The organism is Microbacterium sp. dk485, from assembly GCF_004570445.1.
Taxonomy (GTDB): Bacteria; Actinomycetota; Actinomycetes; order Actinomycetales; family Microbacteriaceae; genus Microbacterium; species Microbacterium wangchenii.
In genome coordinates this window covers 306,593-332,257 of sequence record NZ_SPQW01000002.1, presented here as the reverse complement: position 1 = coordinate 332,257, position 25,665 = coordinate 306,593, and the positions used below count along the sequence as shown (strand labels likewise).

The following is a 25,665-nucleotide window of genomic DNA, read 5'->3' as shown; positions in this document are numbered from 1 at the left end:
TCAGGAGGCCTTCGCGGTCTTCTTCGCGGGCGTCTTCGACGCCGAGCTCTTCGTCGCAGAACTCTTCGCCGTCGAACCCTTGGACGTCGAGGACTTCGACGCGGGCTTGCTCTTGGCCGTCGACGTCTTGCCGGATGATGCGGACTTCGACGAATCGGATGACGCGGAGCCCGACTTCTTGCTCGCCGACTCCCCCGTGCCGTCCCGCGCGGCCCGGCTGCGCTCCACGCTCGCGCGCAGGGCCTCCATGAGGTCGATGACCTCGCCGCCGGAGTCGGCTTCCTCCTCCTCGCCGAAGGTCGCAGCCGTGTCCAGCGCGTCGCCCTGCTCGAGCTTGGCGTCGATGAGGGTGCGCAGCTCCGCCTGGTACTCGTCGGTGAACTCCTCCGGGTCGAAGTCCTTCGCGAAGCTGTCGACCAACGCGGCCGACATCTCCAGTTCCTTCGACGAGATCCGCACCGACTCATCCAGCGACGGGAACGCCGCTTCCCGAACCTCGTCGGCCCACAGGAGCGTCTGCAGCACGAGGACGTCCCCGCGCACGCGCAGCGCGGCGAGCCGCGTCTTCTGCCGCAGCGAGAACCGGACAATCGCGGTACGGTCGGTATCCTCCAGCGTCCGCCGCAGCAGCACGTAGGCCTTGGGCGAGGCGGAGTCGGGCTCAAGGTAGTACGCGCGATCCAGGGTGAGCAGGTCGACCTGATCGCTGGGCACGAACTCGACCACGTCGATCTCGCGGCTGCGCTCGGAGGGCAGGGACTCCAGGTCTTCCTTGGTGAGAACCACCGTGCGCTCGCCGTCGTCATAGGCGCGGTCGATGTCGGAGTACGGCACGACCTCGCCGTCGACTTCGCAGATGCGCTGATAGCGGATGCGTCCACCGTCTTTGTTGTGCACCTGATGCAGCGGCACGTCGTGGTCCTCGGTTGCGGAATACACCTTGACCGGCACGTTCACGAGCCCGAAGGTCAGCGCACCTTTCCAGATCGCCCTCATCCCACCAGTGAACACCTGTCACAGCAATCCCCGAAACCCCTTGCATCCGCGCCGCTACGGTGGTGCCATGGCGGCGGGTGAACAGACGGTGCGCATCGAGGGCCGGCGACTGCGCATCACCAACCTCGACAAGGTGCTCTACCCCGACACCGGCACCACCAAGGGCGAGGTCATCGCCTACTACACCCGCATCGCCCCCGTGCTCATCCCGCATGTCACGGGACGACCGGTCACGCGCAAGCGCTGGCCCGACGGCGTCGGCACGGCGGATGACCCCGGCATGTCGTTCTTCGCGAAAGACCTCGAGGCCGGTGCGCCGTCGTGGGTGCAGCGCCGAGCGATCCCGCACTCCTCCGGCCCCAAGGACTACCCGCTCGTGGGGGACGTGCCCACTCTCGTCTACCTCGCGCAGGTCGCGAGCCTGGAACTGCACGTGCCGCAGTGGCGGTTCGCGCCCGACGGCGAGCGCGGCAACCCCGACCGCCTCGTCCTCGACCTCGACCCCGGCCCCGGGGTCGGGCTCGCCGAGTGCGCCGAGGTCGCCCGGCAGGCGCGCGCCATCCTCTCCGGCATGGGCATGGAGCCCTACCCCGTCACCAGCGGCAGCAAGGGCATCCACCTGTACGCGCCGCTCCCCGGCGAGCAGTCCAGCGACGCGATCACGGCGTTCGCGAAGGAGCTGGCCCGCGCGATCGAGGCCGACTCCCCCGACCTCGTCGTCAGCCAGATGGCCAAGTCCGCCCGGCCCGGCAAGGTGTTCATCGACTGGAGCCAGAACAACGGCGCCAAGACCACCATCGCGCCGTTCTCGCTGCGCGGACGCGCGCACCCCACCGTCGCCGCGCCCCGCACGTGGGAGGAACTCGACGACCCGGAGCTGCGTCACCTCCTGTTCTCCGAGGTGCTGGAGCGGGTCGAGGCCTTCGGCGACCCGATGGCGGAGCTCGGGTTCACCGCCGGCGCGCGCACGGCGGAGGACGGCCCGCTGGGCCAGTACATCGCCAAGCGCACCGCCGGCGCCACCCCCGAGCCGGTGCCAGCCAACCCCGCCGGCGCCGCCGCATCCGGGGGCCTGCCGCGCTTCGTGATCCAGGAGCACCATGCCACCCGGCTGCACTGGGATCTGCGTCTGGAGCGCGACGGGGTGCTGGCCAGCTGGGCCGTGCCCAAGGGCGTGCCATCCACCACCGCGCGCAACAACCTGGCGGTGCAGACCGAAGACCATCCCATGGAGTACGCGACGTTCGCCGGCACGATCCCCGCCGGTCAGTACGGCGCGGGCTCCATGACGATCTGGGACGAGGGCCGGTACGAGCTGGAGAAGTGGCGCGACGACGAGGTGATCTTCACCCTCGAGAGCCGACCGGGCGGTCCGCTCGGGCGCGTGCGCCTCGCCCTCATCCGCACCGACGGGAGCGGTGAGAAGTCGACGTGGCTGCTGCACCGCATGAAGACGGATGCCGCGGGCCACCCGCAGGCCGACGGTGCCGCCGTCGTCCCCACCGATGCCGACGACGCCGCGCCTGCACTCACCCACCACGCGGCCGCTGATGGCGACACCGATCCGCCCGCCGACGCCGACGACGCCCGCCCGTCACTGTCCGACGCCGACGCCGACGCCGCCAGGATCCCGCCGCGCGCCGAGCTGCGGCCGATGCTCGCCACCACGGCGACACCGGGGATCGCACGCCAGGCCGCGCGGCGCTGGTCGGGCGCGGGTGACGCGTGGGTGGAGGCGAAGTGGGACGGCATCCGCGCGATCGGAGTGTGGGACGGGCGGCGGCTGCACCTGCGCGCCCGCAGCGGCAACGACATCACCGCGAAATACCCCGAGCTGAGCACCGTCGACCTGGGGCTCGGCCGCGGAACCGCGGTCCTCGACGGCGAGGTCGTCGCCTTGGACGGGCAGGGGCGGCCGAGCTTCCCGCTCCTGCAGGCCCGGATGAATCTGGAGAAGCCTCGCGAGATCGCCCGAGAGGCGCCGCGCACGCCGGTGAAGCTCTTCCTCTTCGACGTTCTCGCACTCGGCCGCCGCGATCTGGCCTCCCGGCCGCTGAGCGAGCGCCGCCGGGCCTTGGAGAAGCTTGCCGCCGGCGCGTCCGGGCCGGTCGTGCTCCCTCCCGTGTTCGACGACGTCGATGCCGCGCTCGCGGCCAGTCGCAGTCTCGGGCTGGAGGGCATCGTCGTGAAAGACCCCGCGTCGCCGTACCGCCGCGGCGAGCGCACGGAGCAGTGGCTCAAGGTCAAGCTCACCCGCACGCAGGAGGTCGTCATCGGCGGCGTCCGCCCGGGCAAGGGCGGGCGCAGCGGAACCATCGGGTCCCTTCTCCTGGGGCTGCCGGGCGACGAGGGCCTGCACTACGCCGGGCGCGTCGGGTCGGGCTTCAGCGAGGCCACGCTCGCGCAGCTGGAGGCTCGGCTGACTCCGCTCCGCACCGACGAGAACCCCTTCGTCGACGTCCCGCGCCCGGACGCCAGCGACGCGCTGTGGGTGCGACCCGACCTGGTCGGCGAGGTGGAGTTCGCCGAGTTCACCCCGGGCGGCATCCTGCGTCACGCCCGCTGGCGGGGCCTGCGGCCCGACAAGACCCCGGACGAGGTGGTCAGGGAGTCGTGAGCCTCACGCGTGGCGCGCGTCGTCGTGCTCGACGTGCCCGGCCGGCTCGAGCTGGAACGTGGAGTGCGCGACGTCGAAGTGTTCCGACAGGCAGCCCTGCAGCGACGACAGGACGCGTCCGGATCCTTGGCTGCGCAGGCACTCCTCGTCCACGACGACGTGCGCGCTGAACACCGGTGCACCGCGCGTCAGCTGCCACACGTGCACGTCATGCACGCCGACGACGCCGGGGGTGCCCAGGATGTGGTCGCGGATCTCCTGCACGTGCATGCCGTCGGGCGTCGATTCCCACAGCACCGATCCCACTTCGCGGAGGAGGCCCACCGCACGCGGCACGATCATGGCGGCGATCAGCAGCGAGGCCACGGCATCCGCCGGCGCCCATCCGGTCACGACGATCACGATGGCCGCGACGATGACGGCCGCCGAGCCGAGCAGGTCTCCGAGCACCTCCAGGTAGGCGCCGCGCACGTTGATGCTGTGCCGCTGCGCGCTGCTGAGCAGCCACATCGAGACGGCATTGGCGACGAGCCCCGCCACCGCGACGGCGAGCATGAGGCCGCCGACGATCTCGGTCTCACCCGGGTCGATGAGGCGCAGGATCGCCTCGACCGCGACCCACGCCGACAGGGCGAGGAGGATCACCCCGTTGACGAGGGCACCGAACACCTCCGCGCGCCGGTAGCCGAAGGTGCGCCGGTCATTCGCGGGCCGGGCGGCGAGCGTGCTGGCCACGAGGGCGATCACGAGCGCTGCGGCGTCGGTGAACATGTGCGCGGCGTCGGCGAGCAGGGCGAGGGAGCCGGACAGGGCGGCGCCGACGATCTGCACGACCATGACGAGCGCCGTGATCGCGAGCGAGATCGCCAGCAGGCGGCGATTGCTCGCCCCGCGGATCCCGGGCGCGTGATCGTGCATGCTCCCAGGCTAGGCCGGGGCCAGGGCCCGCGCGCCGCTTTCGCCCAGTCGGGAACGAGAACGAGATTCGATCTCACAAGTGTTCCCAAAGGATCGCGGGCCGCCGCGGGCACGTGTGTCCAAAGTTGTGCCCCAACCGAAGGTATCTGAACCCCCTTCCTGCGACGTACAGCAGGAAACAGGACGGGGAATCAGATGGAGAATCCGAGACAGCTTCCGAGTGAGAAGTGGCAGGGCCGCGTGACCGGCCCGGACGGCAAGCACTACAGCGCGGGCGTCCACACCAGCCTCCGCAAGGCTCCGCAGGCGCAGGCCATGAGGCTCGCCGAGCTGGAGGCCCTGGCCGAGGAGGACTATGACCCGAAAAGTCAGACGCGCTTCGACAACTACGCGAAGCAGCACCTGTGGAGCCGTCGGCCTGGCGAGATCACCGGCTACGCGCCCACGAGCTACTACGAACGGCAGCACGCCCTCCACGGCGAGGGGATCAACCGCCGCGCTCTACGTCGACCACGCGCAGAGCGGCGCCAAGCGCAGCCGCCCCGAGTTTGATCGGATGCTGTCCAACCTGAGCGAGGGCGATGTCGTCGTCGTCTCCGAGCTGGACCGCCTGGACCGCGATGCCGGGCATGTCATCCTCACGATGAGCGACCTCCGCGCCCGTGGCATCTACGTGCGCAGCATCGCCGACGCGATGGACACGTCCACCGACATGGGCGAGGCGATGATGAGCATCCTCGCGATCTTCGCGCAGATGGAACGCCGGTTCATCCAGCGCCGGACCCGCGCCGGTCTCGCCGAGGCGAAAGCTCAGGGCCGTGTTGGAGGCCGTCCCCGTGCCCTGGACGACAAGAAAGCGGCACTCGACGTCCGACTCTCCGACGAGGGCGAGAAAGCCGCCGACATCGCCCGCACGCTGGGCGTCAGCGTCCCGACCGTCTACCGCTACATCGCCGCGGCCAACTAGGGCGGTCCTCTATTTGCCGTCGACCGGATACGCGCCTATGAGTAGCCGTGCGTTATTGATTAGCCACCGAGCGTCCTCGCCACTGACCTCGTCGAAGCGACCGTGCGCGGCGGCGTTGCGCATGTCCTGCATCCGATTCAGCAGTTGAAGCGCACGATTATCGATCACGTCCCGCTGTTTCAGTGCCGCGCCGTAGGCACTGAGCTTGGGGCTGCTGGGAAGCGCGAAGTTCCGCGAAGTCATGAGAACACGGAGGTGCCGTTCCACGACTGCGCCTGCGTGAGCAGCAGCGGCGGCCGGGTGTGCGTCGGTTCGCCGGAGTATCTCATCCGCGAAGTGGAGATGTTGCGCTGATTCCGACCCAGATCCGAGGACTGTACGTCCGAGGCGCAGCGCCGGGTGATCATCCATGGAGCTAGCGTGCTGGGCAACCCACTTGGTCAAGCGACGGGCCTCAATCTCGCCGATTGATCGAACGATTTCGGCGTAGCCGTAGCCTCGCTCGATTCCGATTGCTCGGAGACTAGCGGTCAGGTGCTGGGGCGTCAGTGCGTACTCCAAACCCGCTCGCATTCCGATGCGCTGAGTAGACCTCAACAGTGTGTGGCGAGTGAACGTCGTGTCCCATTTACTGCGCACTAGTGCGCCTGCGCCGCGCACTTCTGCGAGTCGGCTGACGACAACCGCGAGTGGCTCGCACAATGGAACGAACGGGCGAAGCCCGGACTTGGCCCGTCCAGGCAAACGCAGGAGCGTTACGCCGTCGGCCTCACTTATATCGCGAACGTCGGCCTCGCGAAGTTCGTTCGACTTCAGCCCGCACAGCCCTAGTAGCCCAACGATCGCTCGCTCATCATCTCGCTTGCAGACTTCCCACAGCGTGCGTAGTTGTTCGGTGTCTGGGTACTGGCGAGCGGCTGCTGTCGGGACAGACGGAACGATGTCCTCAGCAGGGCTGCGCGTGAGAACGCCTCGCTGTACGAGAAAGCGGTAGAAGGCGCGAACGATAGTGAGCTGACCGGATACTGTCGACGGCTTGTTGATCCGCTCCAGGTGCACGCGATACTCGTATATTTCAGCCGGCTCGATGCGAAGCGGCGCGTATCCCAGCGAGTCGCACCATCCTGAGTACTTGCGCAGCGCCATGTCGTATTGGCCCCGCGTGCTGGATGAGACACGAGAGCCAGCCAAGAACGCAACCCGTTCGTTCCTCCAGAGACGATCATCATGCTGCGCGTCCAAGAAAACCCCCTCACAATCACCTGGGTGGCCCAAACACTACGGCTTCGCGTCGACATGCAGGCACAGCGCTTAGCAGCGGTTCGAAAGTTCGCGCCCGCTATGCCGAAATGCAGCGGGAGCCCTGGCGTCAGTGTTGGACAGCCCTTGCGCACTTCCACGGGCCGCACAGCGGCTGTCTGAGGTCTCCTCAGCTCGCTCTAGCTCCTCGCGCTCAACACAGGCACGATCCCGTTCCTCACGAGCACGTGCACGCTCCGCTCGCTTGACTGCCGCCAGCTCCTCACGGGCACGTGCACGCTCAGCTTGCTCCCATTCCCGTTGGATGCGTTGACGCTCCACATCGACGCTTGCTCGACGCGCCAGATTCGCTATCTCGATCACGACGCCGAGGTCGGTGCGGATGGCCTCGTCCACGATCTTCCAGGTGGGCCGCATCCGCGCCTCCACCTCCGGGGCCAGCTCCTGGTGCATGGCCATCAGGTTACGTCCACCATCTCGTCGTCGTTCAGGTGCGTGCCCATCTCATGCCCAAAACGGCGCGCACGTGTTAACTTGATCCCGCAGGGAGTCGCCTTCGTTCCTGGAAACGATGGCGATCGACACCCAGTCGGGAACGAGAACGATTCTCGGTCGCGCTCAGATGCGCTCCAGCAGCGGCACGAGCGCCGCGAAGGCCCGCGCACGGTGCGACACCGCGTTCTTCTCCGCGGCCGACCACTCCCCGACCGTGCGCTCGGCGCCGGGCTCCTGCCCGTCCGGGATGAAGATGGGGTCGTAGCCGAATCCCCCCTCGCCGGATGCCGCCGTGGCAAGACGCCCGGACCACCGGCCCTCGACGGTGTCTTCGCCGCCCCCGGGCCGCACGAGCGCGATCGTGGAGACGAAGTGCGCCGTGCGGTGCGGGTCGGCGACGTCGGAGAGCTGGTCGAGCAGGAGCGTCAGGTTGGCCGCGGCATCCTTCGCGTGCCCCGCCCAGTACGCCGAGAAGACGCCGGGCGAGCCGCCCAGCACGTCCACGCACAGGCCGGAGTCATCCGCAAGCGCCGGGAGCCCCGTGTGGGCGGCTGCGGCACGCGCCTTGATGAGCGCGTTCTGCGCAAAGGTCACGCCGTCTTCGACGGGCTCCGGCCCGTCGTAGCCGATGACTTCGAGGTCGGGGCGCACGGCGGTGACGATGGCCCGGAACTCCTCCACCTTGTGGGCGTTGTGCGTGGCGAGGACGACCTGTCCGGCCATCGCTCAGCCCGCCAGGGCGGCGGCCTGGGCGTCACGCAGGCCGGCGCATCCGGCCACGCCCAGCTCGAGCAGCCGGTCGAGCTCGCGCTTGTCGAACGGCGCTCCCTCCGCGGTGCCCTGCACCTCGACGAAGAGCCCGCGCCCGGTGACCACGACGTTCATGTCGGTCTCGGCACGCACGTCCTCCACGTACGCGAGGTCGAGCATCGGGGTGCCGTCGATGATGCCCACCGACACGGCCGCGACGGAGTCGTGCAGCACTTCGGAGCGCTGGGCGATGAACTTGCGCTCCTTGCCCCACGCGATCGCGTCCGCCAGCGCGACGTACGCGCCGGTGATCGCGGCGGTGCGGGTGCCACCGTCGGCCTGCAGCACGTCGCAGTCCAGCACAATGGTGTTCTCACCGAGCGCCTTGGTGTCCACGACGGCGCGGAGAGCGCGTCCGATCAGGCGCGAGATCTCGTGCGTGCGTCCCCCGACGCGGCCCTTGATGCTCTCGCGGTCGTTGCGGTCGTTCGTCGCGCGCGGCAGCATCGCATATTCGGCGGTGACCCATCCCTTGCCCTTGCCGGTGAGCCAGCGCGGCACGCCGTTCGTGAACGAGGCGGTGCACAGCACGCGCGTTCCGCCGAAGCTGATGAGCGCCGAGCCCTCGGCGTGGCTGGACCAGTTCCGCTCGATCGTGACGGGACGCAGCTGGTCGACGGCGCGGCCGTCTGCGCGGGTGATGTCGGTCATGGGATGCCTTTCATTCGGGTGTCTCCCTCTTCTGCGGGCGTTCGGGTCGATCTCCCGCAGCGGAGGGAAGGGTGCGCCTCAGCGCGGAATCTCGATCGCGCCGGTCTGCACGAGCTGCACGTCGCGCACCTCGCGGCCCATCAGGCGGTGCGCCAGGCGGACGAAGTCGTCGACCGAGGCTCCGGTGGCCTCGTACACGTGGGATGCCACGGCGTCCGCTCCAGCGAGCAGGTCGCGGCCCACCAGCTGGCGATAGACGTCCTTGGCGGTCTCGGTGTCGCTGGAGACCAGGCTCACGTCCGGACCCATGACGTAGCTGATCGCCCCCTCCAGGAACGGGTAGTGCGTGCAGCCGAGCACGAGCGTGTCCACGCCGGCGTGGCGGAGCGGCGCGAGGTACTCCTCGGCGACGGCCAGCACTTCGGGTGAATCGGTGACGCCGGCTTCGACGAACTCCACGAAGCGCGGGCAGGCCTGGGCGAACACGGTGAGACGCTCGTTGACCTCGAGCATGTCCTGGTAGGCGCCGGATGAGATCGTGCCCTCCGTGCCGATGACGCCGATGCGGCCGTTGCGCGTGGTCGACATCGCCGTCCGCACGGCGGGGCCGATCACTTCCACCACGGGCACGTCGTAGCGCTCGCGTGCGTCGCGCAGCATCGCCGACGACGCCGTGTTGCACGCGATGACGAGCATCTTCACGCCCTGCTCGACGAGGGAATCCAGCACCTCGAGGGAGTACCGGCGCACGTCGGCGATGGGCTTGGGCCCGTACGGGGAGCGCGCGGTGTCACCCACGTAGAGGAGGGATTCGCGGGGCAGCAGGGCCGAGACCGCACGTGCGACGGTGAGTCCACCGACCCCCGAGTCGAAGATCCCGATGGGCGCGTCATCCACGAGAAACCACCCTACCCGCGTGCGCCTGGGCGCCGGATCCGTGGATAGGGTGACGGCATGACCGCGAGCTCCGCCCTGCACACCGATCGGTACGAGCTGACGATGCTGGACGCCGCCCTGCGCGACGGCACCGCGCAGCGCCGGTGCGTCTTCGAGGTGTTCGGCCGGCGCCTTCCCGGTGCCCGCCGCTTCGGCGTGGTGGCCGGCACCGGCCGCCTCCTCACCCTCCTCCGCGACTTCCGCTTCGGCGACGACGAACTGCGGTTCCTCCGCGACGAGAAGATCGTCGATGCCGAGACGCTCGACTATCTCGCCGGTTACCGCTTCACCGGCACGCTGACCGGATACCGCGAAGGGGAGCTGTACTTCCCGGGCTCGCCGATCCTCACCGTGGAGGGCACGTTCGCGGAAGCGGTCGTGCTGGAGACGCTCGTCCTGTCGGTGCTCAACCACGACTCGGCGATCGCGTCGGCGGCGGCCCGCATGAGCGTGGCGGCCGGCGACCGCCCCCTCGCCGAGATGGGCTCCCGCCGCGCGGGTGAGGACTCCGCGATCGCCGCGGCGCGCGCCGCGTACATCGCCGGGTTCAACGCCACGAGCAACCTCGCCGCCGGCCGGCGGTGGGGCATCCCCACGATGGGGACGGCAGCCCACGCGTGGACGCTCCTGCATGACACCGAGGAGGACGCCTTCCGCTCGCAGATCGAGGCGCTCGGCACCGACACGACGCTGCTCGTGGACACCTTCGACATCCGCGCCGGCGTGGAGATCGCCGTGCGCGTGGCCGGCACGAGCCTCGGCGGAGTCCGCATCGATTCCGGGGATCTGCCCACCGTCGCCGCCGACGTGCGCGCGCAGCTGGATTCCCTCGGCGCCACCGGCACCCGCATCACGGTCACGAGCGACCTGGACGAGTTCGCCATCGCCGCCCTCGCCGCGTCGCCCGTGGACTCCTACGGGGTCGGTACGTCGGTCGTCACCGGCTCAGGAAGCCCCACCGCCGGCATGGTCTTCAAGCTCGTCGCCCGCCAGGACGACGCCGGCGCGTGGATCGGCGTCGCGAAGGCCTCCACCGACAAGGCCTCGCGCGGCGGCCGGAAGGCCGCCTTCCGCACGCGGGAGGACGGCGTGGCCACGAGCGAACTCGTCGTCGTGTCCGACGGATACGAAGAGCTCGACGACGCCGCGGCTCACCCCGACGCCCGCGCCCTTCAGGTTCCGCTGGTCGTCCGGGGCGACATCGACGCGAGCGCCGAGGGCCCGGCCGGCGTCGCTGCGGCGCGCGCGCATCACCTGCGAGTGCGGGAGGAGCTGCCGGTGCGCGCGCTGGCGCTCAGCCGCTCCGATCCGGCGCTGCCGACGGTGTTCACCGAGGCGGCCGAGGTGACCGGTCAGGTCTGAAGCGACTCGTAGATCTCTTTGCACGTCGGGCAGACGGGGAACTTCTCCGGATCGCGGCCCGGCGTCCACTTCTTGCCGCACAACGCGCGCACCGGCTTGCCGGTGAGGGCGGACTCGAGGATCTTGTCCTTCTTGACGTAGTGCGAGAACCGCTCGTGGTCGCCCGGCTCGACGCTCTCTTCGCGGATGAGCTCTTCGAGCTCGCGGTCGAGGGTGGCGACTCCGCCCGGATCGGGCTGGTCCAGTGGCGTGCTCATGATGTGCCAGTGTAGCGGCGCGCACGCGGGGTCGGTCAGGAGGCCTCCGCGAACTCCATGATGCGATCGCCCCGCCGCTCGAAGACGACGGCCCCGATCGCGACGCCCACGACCAGGACGAGCGCTCCCGTCACCAGCCCGCCCCACAGTGCAGCGGTGGCGTAGGAGAGGTCGCCTGTGACGGCGAGCCAGGCCCACCACAGCGCAGGCGCGCTCAGCACGATGGCACCGATCATCACAAGCGCCTGCGACATGGCGCCACGCGAATCCGTGCGCTGAGGCTGCTGGAACGGGCTGTCGCCGGGGTGGGAGACGGCGTACGGGGCTGCGGCGGACGCGATGCTGGACAGCCCCAGACCCGACAGGAACAGCGATGCGCTCACGCCGGCCAGCGCGGGCAGCACCGCCCACCGCCCGTGCAGCGCTGAGGCGACCGACACGGCGATCGACAGCAGCGGCAGCGCGATCAGCACGATCGGCACGAGCCGGCCGAGCCGGTCGGCGCGACCGCGCATGCCGCTGGCCAGGTGCATCCACACCGCGGTGGAGTCGTACGCGACGTCGTTGTGCGGCAGCCATCCGAAGAACAGGGCCATGATCGGCACGGGCACGAGAGCGGCGATCGGCAACGGCACGCCGGCGATCAGGAGGGGCACGACGGTGAGCACCGCCGCCACCGGCACGACCAGGATGTTCACGCGGTAGCGCCGGTCGCGCAGCCAGTACACGAGGCTGCGGGCCGCGACCGCGCCGCCCGGGGTGCCCGGCGCCACGGCGAACCAGCCCAGTCCCCCACGCTCGCGCACCGCGGCGGGGCGTTCCACGTGAGAGAGCATCCGCTGCACGAGCGCGACCCACAGGGCAGCCAGGGCCACCACCGTGGTGACCGCGATCGCCAGCAGCGCTGCGACTGCGCCTCCGGAGGCGGACGGCAGCGCCCACGCGGCTCCGAGGGGCGTCAGGGCGAACGCGTCGGCCGCCCCCCGCAGCTCGACGGGCACCGCGGCGCCCCACTCGAGGGATGCGAGGAACACTCCCACCGGGACGATCACCACGAGAACGGCGACGAGGAAGACGCCGGTCAGCTCTCTCGAGCGTCGTTCGCGCACCACGAGCGCGGCGACGGCTTCGCCGACGCGGGCAAGGAGGGTGCAGGTGAGCACGGCGAGCACGACGGATGCCGCGCCCAGGGCGGGCGAGGCGCCGTGAGAGTCCCACATCACCGCCGCGCACACCGCCAGGGCGAGCACGACGGCGATGGGGACGCTGATCAGACCCGCGACGACCAGTCCCGCCGACAGGGGCCCCGGCGGCAGACCGAGCACCGCGAAACGCCGCGGGTCCAGGGGGTCGGCGGCGCCGAGCACGAGGGGTGCCACCGCGAAGCCGAGCGTGATCGCCGATCCGCCCAGCACCGTCACGACGCGCGCCTCCGCGGGGGTCGCGTCGCCGAGGCTCAGGATCGCGACGCATGCGACGGCCGTCGCGGCTGCCAGGAGGACCAGGCCCACGCTCAGTCGGATCACGTCACGGCGCTCGCCTCGCAGGAGGCCGAGCATCGAGGCCAGCCTCAATCGGAGAAGGCGTGCAACCACTCCAGGCCCTCCACATCGCCCGCTCCGCCGGCCAGCTCGAGGAAGCGCTCCTGAAGGGTGCCGGCACCGCGCACCTCGTCAATCGTGCCCTCGGCGAGCACCTGGCCGGCCACGAGCACCGCGACGCGGCTGCAGACGCGCTCGACCAGCTCCATGCCGTGGCTGGAGAGGATCACGGTGCCGCCATGGGCGACGTAGGCCGAGAGGATGTCGAGGATGACCGCGCTGGAGACGGGATCCACCGATTCGAACGGCTCGTCCAGCACCAGTAGGCGCGGGGAGTGGATCATGGCTCCGGCCAGCATGACCTTCTTGGTCATGCCGGTGGAGTAGTCCGACACCGACCGCCCGAGCGCGTCGACGAGGTCGAACGCGCGCGCGAGGTCGACGATCCTGCTCTCCACGACCGCCGAGGGCAGGCCCCGCAGCACACCGTAGTAATACAGCAACTGCCGGCCGGTCAGACGGTCGAACGTGCGCAGCCGATCGGGCAGGACGCCCATGGCACGCTTGGCCTGCGTCGAACGAGTGCGCGCGTCGATGCCGTTGACCGTGATCACACCCTCGTCGGGGCGCAGGAGACCGGCGATCATCGACAGGGTCGTCGTCTTGCCCGCTCCGTTGGGGCCGACGATCCCGTAGAACGACCCGGCCGGAACGGTGAGGTCGATCCGGTCGACGGCCCGCGTGCCGCCGAAGGTCTTCGTCACGCCCTCGAGGGCGAGTGCGGGCACCGCGGCGTCGGCGCCGGTCTCCGGGGCGGGGTCCAGGGTGACCAGCAGGGTCTCCGACGCGTTCGCGTCGACGGCGGGCTCGCCGCCCGGCACATCCGCGGTCAGAACCTGAGTCGGCGCGGGTTCTGACGCCGCCGGGGTCTCGGGCTCGGTCTCCCGGTCGGCCACGAGCTGTTCGAGCTCCACGACCGGATCGGGCTCCGGCTCGGCGACGGCAGGCTCGGGCTCCACGGCGGCAGGCTCGGGCTCCACGGCGGGGGGCTCGGGGGCGACCGACGGGATGTCGGCCGCCGGCACGGACGGGACCGGCGGCAGTGGCGGACGCGGCGGGATGACCAGCCCATCCGGCACTGCCGGCGGTCCAGGTAGCGGGGGCGGCGGGCCCGGCAGCGGCGGGGGCGGACCGGGCAACGGCGGCGGGACCGCGCCGACCTTCGCACCCACCCCGCCGTCGACGACGGCGCGGGCGGCGGTGGAGCGCGGTCTGCTCGCAGCGGGCTTCTGCGCAGGCTTCTCCGCCGTGACCTTCTTCGCCGCCGGCTGCTGGGCTGCGGGCTTCTTGGCCGCGGCTTTCTTGGCCGCAGGAGCCTTGCCTGCAGGTTTCTTCACCGCCGGCTTCTTCGCGGCGGGCTTCTTGTCTGCAGCGGGCTTCGCGGCACTCGGCTTGGTCGCCGCCGTGGGGCTGATCGGCTGCTCCTCCGCGCCCGCGGCGGCAGGGGTCTCCGCCCTCTCCCGAGGCTCGGCGACCACCGCGACGGGGGGTGTCACGGCGGGGAACGGCGCGTTCTTCGAAGCCGCCTCCGTGTCGATTTCCCCATCGACGTCCGGGGGCGAATCGTCAGGCAGCGGCAGCGAAGCTGTCATCGTCCCAAACTAGCAAGTCGAACCGACAGAGAGGCCTGGTGTTACCTGAGACCCGGGACTACACCATGCATCACGAATCGGCAACGGGTCGCGGTTATGATGTCTCTCTTCAGGCTTCCTCGCTACCATGAGGGGCGCACAACGGAGTGGCATTCCGGTTAACCGGACATGAACCAACCCCAGGAGCAACAGTGTCCCCTCAGATCGTCATCCTCGCCGCCGGCCTCGGTTCGCGGCTGGGCCGAAGCCTCCCCAAGCCCCTCACCGAGCTGGGTGACGGCCGCAGCATCATGCAGCAGCAGCACGACAACATCCACGCGGCCTTCGGCCCCGGCGCCCGCATCCTCACCGTCGTGGGTTACCGCGCCGAGACCATCGTCGACGCGTTCCCCGAGGCGGACTACGTCTACAACGAGCGCTACGACCAGACCAACACGTCCAAGAGCCTTCTGCGCGCCCTCGCCCAGACCGGCAAGGGCGGGGTGCTGTGGATGAACGGCGACGTCGTCTTCGACCCCCGCATCCTCGGGCGGGCGCTGCCCCTGATCGAGCGCGACCAGTCCTTCGTGACCGTCAACACGGCCAAGGTCAGCGACGAAGAGGTCAAGTACACCGTCGGCCCCGACGGCTTCATCAAGGAGCTGTCGAAGACCGTCGTCGGCGGCATCGGCGAAGCCGTGGGCATCAACTTCATCTCCGGACGCGACAAGAAGTCGTTCCAGCGTCAGCTCGCCCGCGTGGGTGACCAGGACTACTTCGAGCGCGGCCTGGAACTGGCCATCGCCGAAGACGGCCTGCGACTGGAGCCGATGGACATCTCCGACCTCTACGCCGTCGAGGTGGACTTCGCCGAAGACCTCGAGCGCGCGAACCTCTTCGTCTGAGCGCCCTGAGCACTCCCGCCACGACGTCGATCGGATCGCCCGGATGAGCGAGAAGGTGCACCGCATCCACTCGCTCCCGCAGGACGCGCCGTGGTCGGGCGGGCTCCCGCCCGTCGGCTCCGACGAGCACCCCCGCACCATCCGCGCGCTCGACCGCGTGCTGGCCATCCAGCGGCCCGTCGTGCTCGCGCACCTGCGGAGCATCCGGTTGCGTCATCCGAGCGCCACCCCCGCCGAGCTGGTGCGGATCCTCGAGCGTCGCTACCTCGCCGGAGTGACCGCGGGCGGCGCTGCAGTGGGCGCCACGGCCGTCGTCCCGGGAGTGGGCACAGGCGTCACCCTCGCCCTCAGCGGCGCGGAGACGGTGGGGTTCGTCGAAGCCACGACGCTGTTCGCCCAGTCGGTCGCCGAGGTGCACGGCATCGCCGTGTCCGATCCTGATCGCGCCCGCGCCCTCGTGCTCACGATGATGCTCGGCAAGGAGGGCGTCGATCTCCTCGCCCAGTTCGCCGGCGAAGTCACCGGCCGCGGGACCTCACGCGCGGGGTACTGGGGCGAGATGGTCACCAAGACGCTCCCTCGGGCTGCGGTCGGCCCCGTCGTCGACCGGCTCAAGTCCGTGTTCGTGCGGCAGTTCGCCGCGCGCGCAGGCGCCTCCTGGGTGGGCAAGGCCCTGCCTTTCGGGGTCGGCGCGGCCGTGGGCGGTGCGGGCAACAACATCCTCGGGCGGCGGGTGCTCGTCGGGTCCCGTCGCGCCTTCGGTGCGCCGCCGGTCCAGTGGCCGGCCGAACTGGAGCCTCGCCCCGGGGCGAGGCGCGCCGAAGCCGCCGCGGTCGTCGGTGCCCAGCGGGTCGGCGGGGCAGTCGCGGGCGTGGCCGGCAGTGCGGCCAGAGGCATCGCCTCGGCGGGCCGGTCGGTGGGCGGCGCCACGCGCCGCGCCGGCGGGGCCGCACGTCGCGCGCTGCCCGGACGCACCTCCCGCAGCACTGCGGACGCGGATGATGCGCCCGTCGAGGGCCCCGCAGGGATCGACGACTCCCCCGACGGCGGCGAACGATAGCTCCGCCATGGACAGCACACTGACGTGCCTGGGCGAATGGATGCCCCGCCAGCGGTGGTACGCCAACAAGGGCGCGGCGCCGGATCTGCGACTGGTCGCGGAGTGGGACCTCGGCGGCTCCCCGGACGCGCGGGTGCAGGTGCTGCTGGTGTGCGACAGCAGCGGAGGACGCCCCTCGCTCTACCAGATTCCGGTGGTGTGGCGATCCGAGGCCTCCCCCGCGGAGATCGGGCGCCCTCACGGCGCGGTGCTCGTGGACGGTACCGCCGACGCCGCCTTCCACGCCGTCCTCTACGCACTGGTCACGCGCGGTGGACGCTTCGGCGGCGCGGACGGACCGCTGTACGGGGAGCCATCGCCGCGGCATGTCCGCGGGTCGCACCATCCGCTCCCGGCCACCGTGCTCGAGGGCGAGCAATCCAACACCTCCCTCATCTTCCGCGGCGCCGGCCGCGCGCACCCGGTGATCTGCAAGGTCTTCCGGCAGGTGCACGCCGGGCTCAACCCCGACATCGAGCTGCAATCCGCTCTCTCCGAAGCCGGCGCCCGCTCGGTGCCGCCGGTGGTCGGTGCGGTGTCGGCCATGTGGCGCGCACCCGGCGACGAAGGCCACCTGGTGGCCGGGTCCCTCGCCTTCGCCCAGGAGTTCTTCCCGGGCGTGCAGGACGCGTGGCGCGTGGCGCTGCGGGCTGCCGAACAGGGCGCCGACTTCTCCGGACCGGCCGAGCGGCTCGGCGTGGCGGTCGCGGAGACCCACGCCGCCCTGGCCCGACTGTTCCCCACCCGCCCCGCCACCGCTGCAGACCTGGACACGACGGCCGCACGCTGGCGGGCGCGGCTCCACGCCGCGCTGGAGGCCGTCCCTGAGCTCGAGGCCTCCGTCCCGGCGGTCGAGGCCACCTTCGCGCGCGCCCTCGCCGCGCCGTGGCCGCGGCTGCAACGGGTGCACGGCGATCTGCACCTCGGCCAGGTCATCGACGTGCCGGGGCGCGGATGGGTGCTGCTGGATTTCGAAGGCGAACCGCTGCGACCCATGTCCGAGCGGCACGCACCGGATTTCGCGGTGCGCGACGTCGCCGGCATGCTCCGCTCCTTCGCCTACGCCGCCGACTCCGTGCCGGCAGGATCCGCGGGCGACCCGCACGCCTGGGCCGCCACGACGCGCGCGGCGTTCCTGCGCGGGTACGCCGCATCCGGCGCGGCCGAGACGGCGGACCCGCGCGTGCTGAGCGCGTTCGAGGTCGACAAGGCGCTCTACGAGACGGTGTACGAAGCCAGGAACCGCCCCGACTGGGTGCGCATACCGCTGGCCGCGGTGGAACGGATCGCCGCCGGCTGATCAGTCGTCGACGTCGGCTTCTTCGTCGCCGTCGCGGATGTCGTCCTGGGCCCCGGGGCGCGAGTGCCAGTGCTCCCACCGCTCCATGAGCGTCTCCACCGCCGCTTCGAACCGCGCCGACGCCGCCCCCGGCGTGGTGTCGCCGAAGTAGTACCGGACCCAGTGCTGAAGACGAGCGACCGATTCCGGGTCGCGGAGCACGCGCTCGGCCCGCGCGATGATGTCAGGCGCCTCCGCCGCATCCAGCCACTCGCAGGCGGAGAGGTAGCCGTGGGTGTCCACGATCGCCTCCGGGTCGGTGGGGCGCGTGATCAGAAGGGGCTTGTCGGCGGCGAGACGGTCGTAGACCATCGCCGAGATGTCCACGACAGCGAGGTCGGCCGCAGCCAACTGCCAGCCCAGCTGCGGGCCGTCGTCGTACACGTGCTGGGCTGCCGGATCGGCCGCGTTCGCCGCGGCGAGGGCGGCGATGATGCGCTGGTTCGCCCGGCCGTACTCCGGATCCACGACCCCCGAGCGGGGGTGCGGACGGTAGATGACGCGGTGGCGCCCGCCGGCCAGCAGCGCGGAGACGAGCGCCTCGCCGTGGGTGCGGATCGATCCGTAGTGCGCCGAGGGGCGGTCGCCCTCCCACGTCGGCGCGTACAGCACGACCGTGCGGTCATCGGGCGAATAGGGCAGGACGCCGGAGTAGTGATCGGCCTGCGGACGGCCGATCGAGAACGTGCGCGCGTCGAGGTCGTAGTCCCACAGCACCCGCGCCAGGCGATCGCGTGCGGCGTCGCCGGCGACGAACGCATAGTCGTACGCCTTGAACTGGTTGGTCGTCATGTACATCTTGTCGGACTCGCCGTGGTTGATGAACACGTGCCAGCGACGGCCGTACCGGAACATCTGGAAGTTGCGGGTGTTCTGGTTCACGTAGAGCACGACCCGGATGTCCTGCCCCGCCACGAACTGCTCCAGGTCGCGCACCGAGGGCACGTAGGCCACCGGCAGGGCGCCGTCGGCCAGCAGCGCCCGCGTGCCGAACGCCGACCGGGCGAGCACGACCACGGGCCACCGGTGCGCGAGAGCGGCGAGCGGTTTGTACCACTGCCGCATCTGGTACATGTTCACCGCGCCATCGGCGAAGTACACCGCCACGCGGTAATGCTGGGGCGGATGCGGCGGCTGCGACTGGATCGCGCCGCGCACGGCTTTCACGGCGGCGCGGTTGGACAAGCCCTTGCGGAACAGGCCCCACGCGAGCTTGGCGTCGCCGATCAATCGCATCCTTCCAGCGTACCCACCGGCCCCGCCATGACATGATCGTCGGATGCATGTCGCCGCGCCCGGACGCCGGGACGCCCCCGTGCCCGAGGAGGGATCCGGCGTCACCTTCGTCATGCCGGTCCTCAACGAGGAGCGGTACCTGCGTCGCGCCGTCGAGACCGTGCTGGCCCAGGACGTCCCCGGCCCGGTCGAGCTCGTCCTGGCCCTGGGCCCGTCCTCCGACGGCACGGACCGCATCGCGCGCGACCTCGCCGCGGAGGACCCCCGCATCCTGCTCGTGGACAACCCCGCCGCCGATATCCCGGTGGGCTTGAACCGCGCCATCCGCGCCGGTCGCTATCCCACGATCGTGCGCGTGGACGCCCACTCGGAGATCTCGCCCGACTACACCCGCCGTGCCCTCGCCACCCTCGCGCGCGTGCGGGCGGCCAACGTCGGCGGCGTCATGCACGCCGAAGGGCGGACCCCCTTCCAGCGCGCGGTCGCGCGCGCCTACAACTCGCCCATCGGCCTGGGCGGGGGCGCGTACCACGGCGGGACGGTGGAGGGCCCGGCCGAATCGGCGTACCTCGGGGTCATGCGACGCGCAGTCCTGGAGGAAGTCGGCCTGTTCGACGAATCCATCCGCCGCGGCGAGGACTGGGAGCTGAACCTGCGGATCCGCCGCGCCGGATACCGGGTGTGGTTCGATCCCGAGCTGTCCGTCGTGTACTGGCCGCGGGAGAGCTGGACGCGCCTGGTGCGGCAGTTCCGTGCGACCGGCGCATGGCGCGGCGAGCTGGTCCGGCGGTACGGGCGGGGCAACTCGCTGCGCTTCTTCGCTCCCCCCGCACTCGTGGTCGCCGTGGGCGTGAGCATCGCCGTGGGCCTGCTCCAGGTCACGCGCGTGATCAGCGGTGTCTGGACGCTCATCGCCTCGATCGTGCATCTGCCGGTGGCCGTGTACGCGGCACTGATCGGGGCGGTCGCCGCCGGTCCCGGCGGCGGGAAGGGCTGGCGCGACAAGCTGTGGACGCTTGCGGTGCTGCCCACGATGCACCTGTCGTGGGGAGCCGGTTTTCTGGCGGGCCTGCTGCGGGGCGCGCACGACACAGTCGACACCTCACGGCTGGGCGACCGGAACACCCCGCTTCCCTGATCCCGGCTACTCCGGGCCGCGCACGAACCCCTGATCCAGGATCCGCGCCACCACGCGCTCGGCGGCCGATCCGTCGTCGCGCGCGTTGAACGTGCGCCGCCACCTCTCATACCGGTCGGCGTAGTCGGCGGGGTCGCCGTCGCGCAGGGCGGACACGAGGTCGGCCTGCGTCCGGACGACCGGGCCGGGGACGGCGTCTTCGAGGGTGAAGTAGAACCCGCGCAGTTCTCCCCGGTAGTGCTCCATGTCGGGCACGAGGAAGTACATCGGCTTGCCCGTGACCGAGAAGTCGAACATCACGGAGGAGTAGTCGGTGATGAGCGCGTCGACGGCCGTCAGCAGCAGCGAGGTGTCGGGGAAGCCGGTGACGTCGATCACCTGCGCGCCCACGGCGTCGCGCCCGGGCTGCAGCGTGCGCGAGTGCCCGCGCACGAGCACCACGGCGCCGGCCTGCTCGGCCAGAGCCGCGGGGTCGAGGAAATCGACGATCTCCTCCCGGTCGTCACGCCACGTGGGCGCGTACAGCAGGACGCGCGCATCCGGGGCGATCCCCAGCGCGCGGCGCGTGGCCGCGCCGTCGTCGGTGACCAGGACGTCGTTGCGGGGATACCCCTCGACCCAGATCGGCCGCCGGAAGAAGGCGTACGCCTTGCGCAGAATGCCCGCGGCGTACGGATTCTGAGCGAGCAGCACGTCCCAGCGGCGCGACTCCCGGAGAACCGCGAGCGCGCGGCGCGGATCGAACCCGGGCCGGTGCAGGGCGAGCCGCTTGACCGGCGTGCCGTGCCACGTCTGCAGCACGACCTGCCCGGGGCGCCGCGCGAATCGCCGCCGCATCCAGTCGTTGATGACGAGCAGGCGCGACGCGCCGCGTGCGCGCCACCATTCCGGCGTGCCCTCCACGACCGGCACGGCACCGTCGGGCACGTGCACGGAGAGATCCACGACGCTCCAGTACCGCGTGACGGCGGGAGCGCGGCGAGCGAGCTCGCGATCGATCGCGAGCGGATTGCAGCCGGCGTTGCGCCCGTAGAAGCTCTCGAAGAACACCGCGTTCTCCAAGTCCCCTCCCCCGGCGGCGTAGCGGCGCTCGAGCGCCTCCTGTCCTTCGCCGGAGTCGTACGCCGGATTCACCGGCGGACCGATCCGCACGTGCTCGCCGTCCCACGACGCCCGCAGCGTCCGCAGGAGGGTGACCGGCACGGCGTCGGCCGGCAAGCCCGTGTCGGTCGCCTCGCCCGGCTCGATCACGAGCGAATAATCGCCGGTGGGCAGGGGCAGCTCGGGGCCGCCCCATCGTGCGGCCTGCAGCGCGATGCTCGCGCGCCACGTGCGCCCCCGTCCACTCATCCGGCCCTCGGCGCGCGCGCGGCGGCCCACGAGAGCCACGGCGTGCGGGCGCGGCCCGGTGCCGGAAAGCTCCAGCGTCGCGACTCCGTCGTCGCGGACGAGGAAACGCACATCGGTCATGAGACTCCTCTCGGCGCGCCGAGAGCGGCGCGGATGGCGCGGTACACCCGTTCGGTGTTGCGCCCGTCACGGTAGGCGTGCATGTGTTCGCTCAGAGCGAACGAGCGGGCCGTGCGCTCGTCGGGATCGCGCAGCACGGCCTCCAGTTGCGCGCAGGCCTGCGTCCACGACGCCGCCCAGTCCTCTCCCGCGACGTCCGTGTAACGGCCGTACATGCCGCGACGGGCGCGGTACTCCGCCAGATCGGGGGCCAGGAACACCACCGGCAGCGGCACGAGGCCCGCGTCGAAGGCGAGTGAGGAGTAGTCGGTGATGAGCACGTCCATTCCCGGAAGCAGCGGTGTCACGTCGGCGACGAGGTCGGACCCGAGGCTCCGCACGCGGTCCGTTCCCACCGGCGGGCGGTACTCCCCCGCACCCAGGGGGTGCGAGCGCACCAGCAGCACGGCGTCGCTGCGTTCGAGCACCTCGAGAAGCGTGCGCCATTCCTCCGGGGAGGGAACGGCGGGATCGGGCGCGCCGTCGCGCCACGTGGGCGCGTACAGCACCACGCGCGTGTCGTCGGGGAGCGGACCGGCGACCCGGTCGATCGCGGCGCGCGCGCGGCGACGGCGTTCGTCCGCCGTGCCCCGCGACAGCACGTCCACGCGCGGCTCCCCGGTGACCGGGACGCGCTCGGCGGGGAGGCCGAACGCCGACTCCAGGCGCCCCCGCACGAGGTGGGACGCGGCGGGCAGGACGCGGATGCGCCGCGTGGCTCCGGCATACATCCGCCGCAGCATCCCGCGCACGATCCGGGAGTCGGGCAGGATGCCGCTGCGCAGCGTCTCGGCCGAATCCAGGCCGATGCGCTTGAGCGGGATGCCGTGCCACAACTGGACGAGAACCGCGCCGGCCACCGCATAGCGGTTGACGTCGCCGAAACCGTGCGTGACGACCACGACGCGCGCGCGGGCGGTGCGCCAGAAGCCGCGCAGACCCGTCTTGCGCACGTGCGGGATACCGCGGCGCTCGGCCTCGCGCGCCTCGTCCGCGGTCCCGGTGAGCCACACCGCCCGTTCACCACGGGCGGTGGCCTCCTCCCACAGCGCGAGCGCGCCGTCGGCGATGCCCACGGCGCATCCGAAGACCCACTGGTCGCGCGAGCGCGGGATGAGCCGGGTGAGGAGCCCTCCGGCGGCGTACAGCGGGATGCTGAGGAGCTTCCGCGCATTCCCCGCGCCGAACGAGAAGGACGCCACCCCGCGAGCCTATCGCGGGGTGGCGTCCGTTCCGTTGCGCTTACGCGCCGAGCTCTCCCAGTGTCACGTCGGCGGTGCGGGTCTCCCCGTCGCGCACGTACGTGAGGGTCGCGTCGGCTCCGGCGGCGAGGGCACGCACCTGCGCCGTGAGGTCGATCGACGTCGTGATGGGCTTGCCGTCCACGGCCGTGACGATGTCACCCTCCTGCAGCCCCGCCTCGTCGGCGGCGCCGCCGGGGGTCACCTCCGCGATGTAGGCACCGGCGATCTCGGTGCCCTCCACTGCCGAGGCGGGCTGAACAGTGGCGCCCAGCAGGCCGTGCGTGGCCGAGCCGGTCTCGATGATCTCGTCGGCGACGCGCTCGGCGATGTCGGACGGGATCGCGAAGCCGACCCCGATGTTGCCGGCCTGGCCGGACGCGCCGCCGGCCGAGGCGATCGCGACGTTGATGCCGATGAGGCGTCCCTCGGAGTCCACGAGCGCGCCACCGGAGTTGCCGGGGTTGATGGCCGCGTCGGTCTGGATGACGGCGATGCTGATGGTCTCGTTCGACCCGGTCTGCTGCTGGCCCTGCCCGAAGTCGAAGAAGAACGGGCCTTCCTGGCCGGGCGCGGGCTCCCCGCCGTCTTCGCTCTCCGCGTCGTCGGGCACGGCGGCCGAGGCGACCGAGATGGAACGCTCGAGGGCGCTGATGATTCCGGTGGTCACGGTGTTCGACAACCCCAGGGGCGCGCCCACCGCGACGGCCACGTCGCCGACGTTGAGCTTGTCGGAGTCGGCGAACTCGATCGGCGTGAGGCCCTCGGCGTCCTGCAGCTGGATGACGGCGAGGTCGTAGATCGGGTCCACTCCGACGATCTCGGCGTCGTACACGCGGCCATCGGACGTCGTGGCGGTGATGACCGGGTCGGCGGACTGCCCGTCGAGGGTCACGACGTGCGTGTTGGTGACGACGTGACCCTCGTCGTCCAGGATGACGCCGGAGCCGGTGCCGCCGCCGTCACCGCTGGTCGCGCTGATGGTCACGACGCTCGGGACGACCTTCGCCGCGATGGCGGTGGTCAAGGTGGCGTCGTCGGGGTCGTTGATCGTGATGGACTCGGGTCCGGCGACGGGCGTCGATTCGGACTCCCCGCCCCACAGGGCAGCGCCCGCGTAGCCGCCGCCGAGACCTGCCGCGCCGCCGACGAGGGCCGCCGCCACGATGAGCCCGACGACCTTGCCCGCGCCGGACTTCTTCCGCGGCTCCTCCGGCGCGTCCGGGGACAGCGGCGTGGTGGGCTGGGTGGTCTGAGCGGCGGGCCGGCCCGCGTAGGGGGGCTGCGGCGCGCCGTAAGCCTGCGGGGGACGGGCGTAGGGACCCTGGGGGTTCTGCGCCGTGGGCGCGGTCCATCCGGCCGGTGCCTGCGGGGCGGCCTGCGGCGGGACGGGGCCCGGGTGCGGCGGTGCAGCCGGGACGTTCTCTTCGGGACGGTTGCCCTGGTTCTCGCTCATGGGATGCTCCTTCTGCCAAGCACTTTCAGCGTGGCTCCGGTTGCTGTGGTTTTCCTATGCCGCGACCGGGATCAGACTATGCGACTAGCGTGAGGCGGATGCGAGAGATTCCGGGCGCCTGGCGGCGAGCCGCCGAAGGCGCCGGCCTGCGGGCACCGGACGGAACGACCGTCCCCACCATCTTCGCCGAGATGAGCGCACTGGCGGCGCAAACCGGGGCAATCAACCTGGGACAGGGCTTCCCCGACGAGGACGGTCCCGCCCAGATCCTCGAGGCCGCCCGCGAGGCGATCGCCCGGGGCATCAATCAGTACCCTCCGGGGCGCGGCTTCCCGGATCTGCGCCTCGCGATCGCGGAGCACCAGCAGCGGTTCTACGGCCTGCGCCCCGACCCCGAGCGCGACGTGCTCGTCACCGCCGGCGCGACCGAGGCGCTCGCGGCCACGCTCCTCGGCCTCGTGGACGGCCCCGGCGACGAGGTCGTGGTCTTCGAGCCGTTCTATGACTCCTACGCCGCGTGCGTCGCCCTCGCGGGCGCCCGGCTGGTCCCGGTGCCCTTGCGGTGGCCGGATTTCCAGCCCGACCTCGACGAACTCGCGGCGGCGGTGACCGATCGCACGCGCGTCATCCTGGTCAACGATCCGCACAACCCCACCGGATCGGTCTTCTCGCGCGAGGTCCTCGAGCGCATCGTCGAACTCGCCGAGCGCCACGACGCCGTGATCGTGACCGACGAGGTGTACGAGCATCTCGTCTTCTCCGGCCCGCACGTGCCCATCGCGACGCTTCCGGGCGCGTGGGAGCGGACGGTGTCGATCTCTTCGGCGGGCAAGACGTTCTCCGTCACGGGCTGGAAGATCGGATGGGTCACCGGTCCCGCCCCGCTGGTGTCCGCGGTGCTGGCGGTCAAGCAGTTCCTGACCTACGTCAACGGCAGTCCCTTCCAGCCCGCCATCGCCACGGGGCTGCGCCTGTCGGACGACTTCTTCCGGGGCATCGCGCAGTCCCTGCGCGCCAAGCGGGATCTGCTGGGAGACGGACTGCGCGCGGCGGGTTTCGGCGTGGCCGAGCCCGCCGGGTCGTACTTCACGGTGGCCGACGCCGAGCCCGTGGGAGCAGCGGATGCGGCGGAGTTCTGTCGCACGCTGCCGGAACGGGCGGGCGTGGTGGCCGTCCCGCTGCCGGCTTTCGCCACCGCGCCGCATCGCGACCGCTACCGCACGCTCGTGCGCTTCGCGGCGTGCAAGCGCGTGGAGGTGCTCCAGGACGCCGCATCCCGGCTGGCGGCGCTGCGCGCGTGA

The 25,665-nt window shown here is 71.2% G+C and carries 23 protein-coding genes; 9 read left to right on the top strand and 14 right to left on the bottom strand.

The annotated features are described in order from the left end of the window. The gene (locus tag E4V99_RS12225; RefSeq protein WP_135117424.1) at window positions 1-996 is read right to left on the bottom strand and encodes a Ku protein; all 996 of its coding nucleotides are present in this window, start codon (window positions 994-996) and stop codon (window positions 1-3) included. A 67-nt stretch (window positions 997-1,063) separates the two neighbouring features. Between E4V99_RS12225 and E4V99_RS12220 the strand changes: the two genes are divergently transcribed. After that, the gene (locus tag E4V99_RS12220; protein ID WP_135117423.1) at window positions 1,064-3,613 is read left to right on the top strand and encodes an ATP-dependent DNA ligase; all 2,550 of its coding nucleotides are present in this window, start codon (window positions 1,064-1,066) and stop codon (window positions 3,611-3,613) included. A 3-nt stretch (window positions 3,614-3,616) separates the two neighbouring features. On the opposite strand, the gene E4V99_RS12215 is transcribed toward E4V99_RS12220, so the two are convergent. After that, on the bottom strand, window positions 3,617-4,531 hold the full coding sequence (locus E4V99_RS12215; protein WP_135117422.1) for a cation diffusion facilitator family transporter: 915 nt from the start codon (window positions 4,529-4,531) through the stop codon (window positions 3,617-3,619). Between the two features lie 195 nt (window positions 4,532-4,726). Between E4V99_RS12215 and E4V99_RS18645 the strand changes: the two genes are divergently transcribed. Both E4V99_RS18645 and E4V99_RS12210 read left to right on the top strand, forming a co-directional pair. After that, on the top strand, window positions 4,727-5,083 hold the full coding sequence (locus E4V99_RS18645; protein WP_245233174.1) for a hypothetical protein: 357 nt from the start codon (window positions 4,727-4,729) through the stop codon (window positions 5,081-5,083). A gap of 4 nt (window positions 5,084-5,087) precedes the next feature. Further along, the gene (locus tag E4V99_RS12210) at window positions 5,088-5,498 is read left to right on the top strand and encodes a recombinase family protein (RefSeq protein WP_245233173.1); all 411 of its coding nucleotides are present in this window, start codon (window positions 5,088-5,090) and stop codon (window positions 5,496-5,498) included. A 9-nt stretch (window positions 5,499-5,507) separates the two neighbouring features. Here E4V99_RS12210 and E4V99_RS12205 read toward each other — a convergent pair whose 3' ends face one another. The 5 genes from E4V99_RS12205 to murI all read right to left on the bottom strand — a co-directional run bounded on the left by E4V99_RS12205 (window position 5,508) and on the right by murI (window position 9,611). Then, window positions 5,508-6,689, bottom strand: coding sequence for a DUF4145 domain-containing protein (locus tag E4V99_RS12205; RefSeq protein WP_280790886.1), 1,182 nt, complete (start codon window positions 6,687-6,689; stop codon window positions 5,508-5,510). Between the two features lie 120 nt (window positions 6,690-6,809). Beyond that, window positions 6,810-7,211, bottom strand: coding sequence for a hypothetical protein (locus tag E4V99_RS12200; RefSeq protein WP_135117419.1), 402 nt, complete (start codon window positions 7,209-7,211; stop codon window positions 6,810-6,812). A 165-nt stretch (window positions 7,212-7,376) separates the two neighbouring features. After that, complete coding sequence (gene rdgB, locus E4V99_RS12195; protein WP_135067483.1) at window positions 7,377-7,976, bottom strand: RdgB/HAM1 family non-canonical purine NTP pyrophosphatase; 600 nt, start codon at window positions 7,974-7,976, stop codon at window positions 7,377-7,379. Between the two features lie 3 nt (window positions 7,977-7,979). After that, a complete protein-coding gene (gene rph / locus E4V99_RS12190) occupies window positions 7,980-8,714 on the bottom strand; it encodes a ribonuclease PH (RefSeq protein WP_135067484.1) in 735 nt (244 codons plus the stop codon). A gap of 78 nt (window positions 8,715-8,792) precedes the next feature. Continuing rightward, a complete protein-coding gene (gene murI, locus E4V99_RS12185; protein ID WP_135117418.1) occupies window positions 8,793-9,611 on the bottom strand; it encodes a glutamate racemase in 819 nt (272 codons plus the stop codon). 57 nt (window positions 9,612-9,668) lie between these two features. Here murI and E4V99_RS12180 point away from each other — a divergent pair, with 57 nt between their 5' ends. Beyond that, window positions 9,669-11,012 carry a nicotinate phosphoribosyltransferase gene (locus E4V99_RS12180; protein ID WP_135117417.1) on the top strand — a complete coding sequence of 448 codons (1,344 nt, stop codon included), beginning with the start codon at window positions 9,669-9,671 and terminating at the stop codon, window positions 11,010-11,012. Here E4V99_RS12180 and E4V99_RS12175 read toward each other — a convergent pair. Genes E4V99_RS12175 through E4V99_RS12165 form a run of 3 tightly spaced genes read right to left on the bottom strand, consistent with a single transcriptional unit; the run spans window position 11,003 to window position 14,462 of the window. Then, entirely contained in the window at window positions 11,003-11,269 is a 267-nt protein-coding gene (locus E4V99_RS12175; RefSeq protein ID WP_135067488.1) for a DUF3039 domain-containing protein, read from the bottom strand. The genes E4V99_RS12180 and E4V99_RS12175 overlap by 10 nt on opposite strands. A 35-nt stretch (window positions 11,270-11,304) precedes the next feature. Then, complete coding sequence (locus E4V99_RS12170) at window positions 11,305-12,828, bottom strand: hypothetical protein (RefSeq protein ID WP_245233172.1); 1,524 nt, start codon at window positions 12,826-12,828, stop codon at window positions 11,305-11,307. Between the two features lie 11 nt (window positions 12,829-12,839). Further along, window positions 12,840-14,462 carry an ABC transporter ATP-binding protein gene (locus tag E4V99_RS12165; RefSeq protein ID WP_135117415.1) on the bottom strand — a complete coding sequence of 541 codons (1,623 nt, stop codon included), beginning with the start codon at window positions 14,460-14,462 and terminating at the stop codon, window positions 12,840-12,842. A 191-nt stretch (window positions 14,463-14,653) separates the two neighbouring features. On the opposite strand from E4V99_RS12165, the gene E4V99_RS12160 reads away from it, so the two are divergent. From E4V99_RS12160 to E4V99_RS12150, 3 genes are read left to right on the top strand one after another with little or no spacing between them, the layout of a single operon-like run. Then, on the top strand, window positions 14,654-15,346 hold the full coding sequence (locus tag E4V99_RS12160; RefSeq protein ID WP_135067495.1) for a phosphocholine cytidylyltransferase family protein: 693 nt from the start codon (window positions 14,654-14,656) through the stop codon (window positions 15,344-15,346). Window positions 15,347-15,389: 43 nt separating this feature from the next. Next, complete coding sequence (locus E4V99_RS12155) at window positions 15,390-16,406, top strand: hypothetical protein (protein ID WP_240742673.1); 1,017 nt, start codon at window positions 15,390-15,392, stop codon at window positions 16,404-16,406. Between the two features lie 7 nt (window positions 16,407-16,413). Continuing rightward, window positions 16,414-17,745, top strand: coding sequence for a phosphotransferase (locus E4V99_RS12150; protein WP_135117414.1), 1,332 nt, complete (start codon window positions 16,414-16,416; stop codon window positions 17,743-17,745). On the opposite strand, the gene E4V99_RS12145 is transcribed toward E4V99_RS12150, so the two are convergent. After that, window positions 17,746-19,020, bottom strand: coding sequence for a CDP-glycerol glycerophosphotransferase family protein (locus E4V99_RS12145; RefSeq protein ID WP_135117413.1), 1,275 nt, complete (start codon window positions 19,018-19,020; stop codon window positions 17,746-17,748). It abuts the gene before it with no gap. A 43-nt stretch (window positions 19,021-19,063) separates the two neighbouring features. On the opposite strand from E4V99_RS12145, the gene E4V99_RS12140 reads away from it, so the two are divergent. Further along, window positions 19,064-20,158: a glycosyltransferase family 2 protein gene (locus tag E4V99_RS12140; protein ID WP_135117412.1), complete on the top strand. Its 1,095-nt coding sequence runs from the start codon at window positions 19,064-19,066 to the stop codon at window positions 20,156-20,158. Window positions 20,159-20,164: 6 nt separating this feature from the next. Here E4V99_RS12140 and E4V99_RS12135 read toward each other — a convergent pair whose 3' ends face one another. The 3 genes from E4V99_RS12135 to E4V99_RS12125 are packed head-to-tail and all read right to left on the bottom strand — an operon-like array spanning window position 20,165 to window position 24,364. Continuing rightward, complete coding sequence (locus E4V99_RS12135) at window positions 20,165-21,628, bottom strand: CDP-glycerol glycerophosphotransferase family protein (RefSeq protein ID WP_135117411.1); 1,464 nt, start codon at window positions 21,626-21,628, stop codon at window positions 20,165-20,167. Further along, a complete protein-coding gene (locus E4V99_RS12130) occupies window positions 21,625-22,869 on the bottom strand; it encodes a CDP-glycerol glycerophosphotransferase family protein (RefSeq protein WP_135117410.1) in 1,245 nt (414 codons plus the stop codon). Before E4V99_RS12130 ends, E4V99_RS12135 begins: the two co-directional genes overlap by 4 nt. A 40-nt stretch (window positions 22,870-22,909) precedes the next feature. Next, window positions 22,910-24,364 carry a trypsin-like peptidase domain-containing protein gene (locus E4V99_RS12125; protein ID WP_135117409.1) on the bottom strand — a complete coding sequence of 485 codons (1,455 nt, stop codon included), beginning with the start codon at window positions 24,362-24,364 and terminating at the stop codon, window positions 22,910-22,912. Window positions 24,365-24,462: 98 nt separating this feature from the next. Between E4V99_RS12125 and E4V99_RS12120 the strand changes: the two genes are divergently transcribed. Next, the gene (locus tag E4V99_RS12120; protein WP_135117408.1) at window positions 24,463-25,665 is read left to right on the top strand and encodes a pyridoxal phosphate-dependent aminotransferase; all 1,203 of its coding nucleotides are present in this window, start codon (window positions 24,463-24,465) and stop codon (window positions 25,663-25,665) included.

Excerpts from the sequence above, each read along its gene's own strand:
- E4V99_RS12225 (WP_135117424.1), bottom strand. The coding sequence starts at position 996 with ATGAGGGCGATCTGGAAAGGTGCGCTGACCTTCGGGCTCGTGAACGTG.
- E4V99_RS12220 (WP_135117423.1), top strand. The coding sequence starts at position 1,064 with ATGGCGGCGGGTGAACAGACGGTGCGCATCGAGGGCCGGCGACTGCGC.
- E4V99_RS12215 (WP_135117422.1), bottom strand. The coding sequence starts at position 4,531 with ATGCACGATCACGCGCCCGGGATCCGCGGGGCGAGCAATCGCCGCCTG.
- E4V99_RS18645 (WP_245233174.1), top strand. The coding sequence starts at position 4,727 with ATGGAGAATCCGAGACAGCTTCCGAGTGAGAAGTGGCAGGGCCGCGTG.
- E4V99_RS12210 (WP_245233173.1), top strand. The coding sequence starts at position 5,088 with ATGCTGTCCAACCTGAGCGAGGGCGATGTCGTCGTCGTCTCCGAGCTG.
- E4V99_RS12200 (WP_135117419.1), bottom strand. The coding sequence starts at position 7,211 with ATGCACCAGGAGCTGGCCCCGGAGGTGGAGGCGCGGATGCGGCCCACC.
- rdgB (WP_135067483.1), bottom strand. The coding sequence starts at position 7,976 with ATGGCCGGACAGGTCGTCCTCGCCACGCACAACGCCCACAAGGTGGAG.
- rph (WP_135067484.1), bottom strand. The coding sequence starts at position 8,714 with ATGACCGACATCACCCGCGCAGACGGCCGCGCCGTCGACCAGCTGCGT.
- E4V99_RS12180 (WP_135117417.1), top strand. The coding sequence starts at position 9,669 with ATGACCGCGAGCTCCGCCCTGCACACCGATCGGTACGAGCTGACGATG.
- E4V99_RS12175 (WP_135067488.1), bottom strand. The coding sequence starts at position 11,269 with ATGAGCACGCCACTGGACCAGCCCGATCCGGGCGGAGTCGCCACCCTC.
- E4V99_RS12170 (WP_245233172.1), bottom strand. The coding sequence starts at position 12,828 with ATGCTCGGCCTCCTGCGAGGCGAGCGCCGTGACGTGATCCGACTGAGC.
- E4V99_RS12165 (WP_135117415.1), bottom strand. The coding sequence starts at position 14,462 with ATGACAGCTTCGCTGCCGCTGCCTGACGATTCGCCCCCGGACGTCGAT.
- E4V99_RS12155 (WP_240742673.1), top strand. The coding sequence starts at position 15,390 with ATGAGCGAGAAGGTGCACCGCATCCACTCGCTCCCGCAGGACGCGCCG.
- E4V99_RS12150 (WP_135117414.1), top strand. The coding sequence starts at position 16,414 with ATGGACAGCACACTGACGTGCCTGGGCGAATGGATGCCCCGCCAGCGG.
- E4V99_RS12145 (WP_135117413.1), bottom strand. The coding sequence starts at position 19,020 with ATGCGATTGATCGGCGACGCCAAGCTCGCGTGGGGCCTGTTCCGCAAG.
- E4V99_RS12140 (WP_135117412.1), top strand. The coding sequence starts at position 19,064 with ATGCATGTCGCCGCGCCCGGACGCCGGGACGCCCCCGTGCCCGAGGAG.
- E4V99_RS12135 (WP_135117411.1), bottom strand. The coding sequence starts at position 21,628 with ATGACCGATGTGCGTTTCCTCGTCCGCGACGACGGAGTCGCGACGCTG.
- E4V99_RS12125 (WP_135117409.1), bottom strand. The coding sequence starts at position 24,364 with ATGAGCGAGAACCAGGGCAACCGTCCCGAAGAGAACGTCCCGGCTGCA.
- E4V99_RS12120 (WP_135117408.1), top strand. The coding sequence starts at position 24,463 with ATGCGAGAGATTCCGGGCGCCTGGCGGCGAGCCGCCGAAGGCGCCGGC.